Genomic DNA, 5,039 nt, shown 5'->3' with positions numbered 1-5,039 from the left:
CACCATGGAACGAACCCCGCTCCACAACAAGATCCACCCCCCGCAGCACCTCACGACCCCCATACGACTGACGCACACCACGCACAACCACCGGTGCCGCGGCGGTCGCCGCAACGGGCTCGGCGGCGGTGGGGACCGTCTCCGCTCTGCGGCCGGCGGCGGCCCGGGGCGGCCCCTCCGAGGGGCGCGCCGGCCGGGAGGGGGCCGGACGCGGACGATCAAGGACAATGGTCATGCCTGTCTCCTCTGCTCGGGCGACGGCGGCGAGCCGTCGATCTGTGTGACGGCATCAGCATCCCGCGGCGGCGGGGGGCGTGGATTCCTTCTTCCCGTCCCGGGGCCCTCCTCCTTTAGTCGGAGTCGAACTGAAGTCGACTACGCTTAGGACCAACCTGAATCTGAAAGGTCGCCGATGCCATCCCTGTCGCCGCCGACGCTCCGCCGTGCCTCCGCCCGACTGCGGGCGGCCTGGCGCGCCCGCTGGGGGCTGTACACCCTGACGGCCACCAGCCTGTGCCTGTCCGCCCTGTCACTGATGTCCCTGGACCTCGGGGTCTTCGCCCTCCTCGGAATCCTCGTTCCCTGGGGGCTCCTGCTACTGTCCCGTTTTCCGTGGACGATCACCGCGGTCATGGCGCTGAGCACGGCCTGCACCATCGGCACCGGCGAGTTCACAGGAACCGTGGTCGCCACGTGGCTCGCGCTGTTCATCCTCCTGCGGGCCCGTCGCCGCCCCCAGGCCCTGGTCATCGCGGCGGCCACCGCGGGCGGGAACCTCCTGGCCTGGCACGCGGGCCGGAGCATGGGAGTGTTCATCCAGCAACAGACTTCATGGTTCTTCATCTGCTTCGGGATGGCTGCTGTGCTGCGCAGGGCCGACACGAGCGTGGCCAGGGCCGAGACCGCCAGAACCGAGGCCCTGCGCAACCAACGAGCCCTCATCGCCCGCGAGCTCCACGACACCCTCGCCCGCGCCAACACCCACATCGTCCTCCTCGCCCAAAACGCCCGCAACAACCCCCACGACCACCACCAAACCACCACCGCCCTCAACGACATCATCACCACCGGCCGACAATCCGTCACCGACCTGCGCACCATGCTCCGCCTCCTCCGACAGGACACCAACACCCCACTCGACCCCACACCCACCACAGACCTCCCCACCGCCCTGACCCAAGCCCACCACGACCTGACCACCGCCGGCCTGCACACCACCATCACCCACCAAGGAGACCTCACCAACCTACCCCCCACCCTGACCACCACCCTGACCCGCATCCTCCACGAATCCACCGCCAACATGATCAAGCACGCCGCCCCCGACGCCCAATGCACCATCCAACTCGACATCACCGACACCCACGCCGAACTCCTGGTCATCAACCCCCTGGCCAACCACCACCACGACCAACAACTCTCCTCCGGACTCGGACTCCTCAGCATCCAAGAACGCACCCACGCCCTAGGAGGCACCACCACCATCACACCCACCGACCACCAATGGATCCTCCACACCACCCTCCCCCTCACACCCAAGGACACCCCATGACCCACCAGAACCCGACCGGCACCATCCGCGTCATCGTCGTCGATGACGACGCCATCGTCCGCGAGACGCTGTCCTCGATCCTCGACTCGGAACCGGACATCGACGTCATCGCCACCGCGGCCGACGGCGCCGAGGCCGTCGGCCTCGTCCACGAGCGCACCGTCGACGTCGCCCTCATGGACATCCAGATGCCCGTGCTCAACGGCGTGGAGGCGACCTCCCGGATTCTGGAGACCAGCGAGAGGACACGGGTCCTCCTGCTCACCACCTTCGACGACGACACCTTCCTCGACGGCGGGATCGCCGCAGGCGCCTCCGGCTTCCTGCTCAAGACCACGCGCCCGACGGAGATCGCGGGGGTGATCCGCACCATCCACGCCGGCGGCAAGGTCCTCTCGCCCGAGCCGACGAGCCGGATCCTGGACCGATACCTCCACGGCCAGTCCCCCAATGCCGGCACCATCACGGACCTGGACCTGTCCGACCGCGAGCAGCAGGTGCTCCACCTCCTGTGCCAGGCCCGAACGAACCATCAGATCGCGCGCCAGATGAACGTCGCGGAGACCACCGTCAAGACCCACGTCTCCTCCATCATGCGGAAGATGGACGTCGGCAGCCGCCTCGAGATCGTCGTCGAGGCGCACAAGAGGGGCATCGGAGGCTGACGGGCCGCCGGCTGCGCCCGCCCACCGAATCACCTCCTCCGACGAAGGGAGGAGGCCCCGAGGACCCAAGTGAGGAACCGCACATCCGAGCGGATCGACCAGGGTGGATGCCATCCCACCGGGATGACAAGCAGCCCACCGACAAGGAAGTCACTCAGATGCGCCGTTCCCTCCGCGCCCTCTCCACCCTCGCCCTGACCGCCTCGCTCCTGGGGCTCGCCGCCCCCGCGGTGGCCGCCCCGTCATCGCCGACGCCGTTCCCGCAGGGCGCATCGCACTCGGCGCCCGCGGCGAGTTGGAAAGGTTGTCTCGCTATCTGGAGTTGCCACGGCTAATAAGGCTCATAAGGCTAATAAACAGCGGAATCAGTTATTCGCTCGTTCTTGACCCCCTCACCATCGTGCGGGCCCGTCCCATCCTGACGGGCCCGCACAGGACGTTCCCGGCGGGCGTCGCCAGGACGAGGACGTAGCCGAGGACCGCGACGGCCATCACCCAGCCGCCCTCGACCCAGCCGGCGCGCCACTGCCCCTGCGCCGTGAGGGCCGCCGCCAGGCCGACGGCCGCCCACGAGACGGGGACCAGGAGGAGATCCGCCCTCCGGCGCGCCCAGACCAGGAAGGTCGTCAGGTGGATGGAGACCGAGCAGAGCACGAGCGGGAGCCACCATCGAATATGCCCCGTCATCATCAGGGGGATGAAGCCGGTGGTGGTGACGACCCCCTCCGCGATCGCGGTTGCCTGGACCCAGGCCGCGCCCCGGCGCCCCAGCCGGGTGGGGGGCGGGGTCGGGCGGGTCCTGGTCCAGCACCAGAGGGTTGCGAGCGCGATGAGGACGGTGACCAGGAGCCCGGGCGGGCCCGCGAGCACCGCTCCCGGGAGGGACATGGCGATCGCGCTGCAGGTCAGGATGACGAGGGCGCCGGGGGAGGCGGCGCTCGGGCGGGCGGTTGTCTCATTCACGGGTCTTCCTCTCAGGAGAAGGGGTGGGGGCGATCCCGCAGGCGGTCGGGCGCGACGACGCCGACGTGCCGGCAGTAGTCGAAGGGTCTGCGCATGGTCAGGACGCGCTGGCGGTGCCATCCGAAGTCGAGGGGGGCGAGCCCCGGCGCCAGGACCGACCAGGTCTCCAGCCCGAGCGCGGACTCGACCGGTGCGGTGCAGCGCACCGCGAGCGGCTCGACGCCGATCGTCCCCAGGGACCCCACCAGCGCCGACAGGAGCCCGGCCGCCCCGGTGCGGGCCAGGGGGCCGGCGGTCACGACCTCGTCGAGCGGCAGGGCGGGGCCGTCGCCGAGGTAGTCGTCGAGGTCCTCGGCGCCCTCGGGAAGCAGGCACTGGAGCGGGTGGTCGTCGATCTCCCTGACCAGCGAGGGGTCCCGCCGCAGCTCCAGGCAGCGAGCGCGGTCGGCCTCCACGGCCCTCGTGCGCTCGGGCAGGTAGGTCCACGCCTCCTCGACGGCGCCCCGCGCCGCGCGGGCGGGCTCCGGGTGGGCGGCGGCGCCGACGGCGGCGGCGCTCGTGGCGCGGGCGACGGCGACCATGATGGGAAGGCCGGTCTCGGAGGGCAGGGAGAGCAGCTCGATCCGGTGGCCCAGGAGCGAGGCCCGGGTCAGGAGCGGGCGCAGTCCCGGAACGGACTCGACGTCGATCCGCCGACCGGGCACCCGCGCGTACCAGCTGTTGACGAAGGCGTCGCGCTCGATGAGCTCCATGAGGCCGAAGACGATCGCCTCCTCCCGGGTCGAGCCGGTGGCGACGCCGGAGGAGCACACCATCGCCCAGCGGGACGTGGACAGCGACTGGCCGAAGAAGGCGAGGTCCCGCGGCACGAGGACGGCGCGACCATCGCGCAGCGACTCGGAGGCGACCCACTCGTGCGGGTCGTGCGGGGAGAAGGGGACCATGATGTCCCGGTAGGCGGCGGGCCCGTAGTCCCCGAAGTCCCCGGGCACCCGGTGCTCCCTGCCGGAGGCGGCGAGGTCGGCCTGGGCGGCCAGGACGGTGGTGCCCGTGTGCTGGCGGGAGCCGACGAGCCTCTCCAGGCTCTCCAGCATGGCCGCCGTGCGGCTGCGGGCGTAGGAGGCGGCCTGACCGCTCCAGGTCAGGGGGCGCACGCGGCCGTCGTTCCACACGGGGGTCTGGCCCGCGACGGGGGCCGTGGTCTCCCAGTCGAGCCGTTGGTCGGCGTCGGCCGCGACCATGCCGCACACGGGGTTGATGAGGACCTCGGGGTCCAGGGGGAGGTCGTCGAGCCCGCGACGGCGCAGCGGGCCGGAGCCGTCGGAGCGCGTCGGTCCGGTCTCCCCGACGAGGACGGCGAGCTCGCCCCGACGGATGCGGCTCGTCACGATGTCGAGCTCCCAGACGGGAACCCGCCAGCCCGTGCCGAGGCGGACGGGGCTCGGGCTCAGGACGTCCGCCAGCGCCTGGAGGCCCTCCGCGTCCGCGCGACGACGCGGCACGAGGTCCCGGCGCCCCAGGAGCGGGACGCCCAGGCTGTACTGGCCCTGGACGATGGGCGATCGGGTCGCGGCCCAGCGGGTGCGCAGCAGCGCGTAGGCGCCCTCGATCCCGGCGGCCCACGCGGGCCAGACGAGCAGGGTCCGTTCGCTGCGGAAGACCCTGGTGCCCGGGGGCGGGTCCTCCTCGTTCTCCAGGTCCCAGACGGCCGGCGGCGCCCCGAGGGCGGTGGCCGGGCCGAATCGGTATCCGCGCGCCGTCGGGGCGGCGAGTGTCCCGCGCATCATGACTCGTGCTCCTTTCCGGTCAGCTCGATGAACGCGTCCTCCAGCGTCGGGCCGTGCACCTGCGCGCCCTCG

General features: G+C 71.4%; 4 protein-coding genes and 1 pseudogene. 2 read left to right on the top strand and 3 right to left on the bottom strand.

Annotated features, from left to right (window positions below):
- Positions 1-235, bottom strand: a pseudogene (locus G448_RS18550) (hypothetical protein); the annotation flags it as partial.
- A gap of 177 nt (positions 236-412) precedes the next feature.
- On the opposite strand from G448_RS18550, the gene G448_RS0109570 reads away from it, so the two are divergent.
- Positions 413-1,552, top strand: a complete 1,140-nt coding sequence (locus G448_RS0109570; RefSeq protein WP_026407794.1) for a sensor histidine kinase — start codon at positions 413-415, stop codon at positions 1,550-1,552.
- Positions 1,549-2,217 (top strand): response regulator transcription factor, encoded by a 669-nt coding sequence (locus tag G448_RS0109565; protein ID WP_026407793.1) that lies wholly within the window; start codon positions 1,549-1,551, stop codon positions 2,215-2,217. Before G448_RS0109570 ends, G448_RS0109565 begins: the two co-directional genes overlap by 4 nt.
- Positions 2,218-2,586: 369 nt before the next feature.
- Here G448_RS0109565 and G448_RS17090 read toward each other — a convergent pair whose 3' ends face one another.
- Together G448_RS17090 and G448_RS0109555 are read right to left on the bottom strand one after the other, a co-directional pair.
- On the bottom strand, positions 2,587-3,180 hold the full coding sequence (locus tag G448_RS17090) for a hypothetical protein (protein ID WP_026407792.1): 594 nt from the start codon (positions 3,178-3,180) through the stop codon (positions 2,587-2,589).
- A gap of 11 nt (positions 3,181-3,191) precedes the next feature.
- Positions 3,192-4,967, bottom strand: coding sequence for a YcaO-like family protein (locus tag G448_RS0109555; protein ID WP_026407791.1), 1,776 nt, complete (start codon positions 4,965-4,967; stop codon positions 3,192-3,194).
- Positions 4,968-5,039: the final 72 nt, after the last annotated feature.

It is taken from the genome of Actinomyces gerencseriae DSM 6844 (assembly GCF_000429265.1).
Taxonomy (GTDB): Bacteria; Actinomycetota; Actinomycetes; order Actinomycetales; family Actinomycetaceae; genus Actinomyces; species Actinomyces gerencseriae.
Note: the sequence above shows the minus strand (reverse complement) of the source record. Positions and strands in the feature narration are given on the sequence as shown.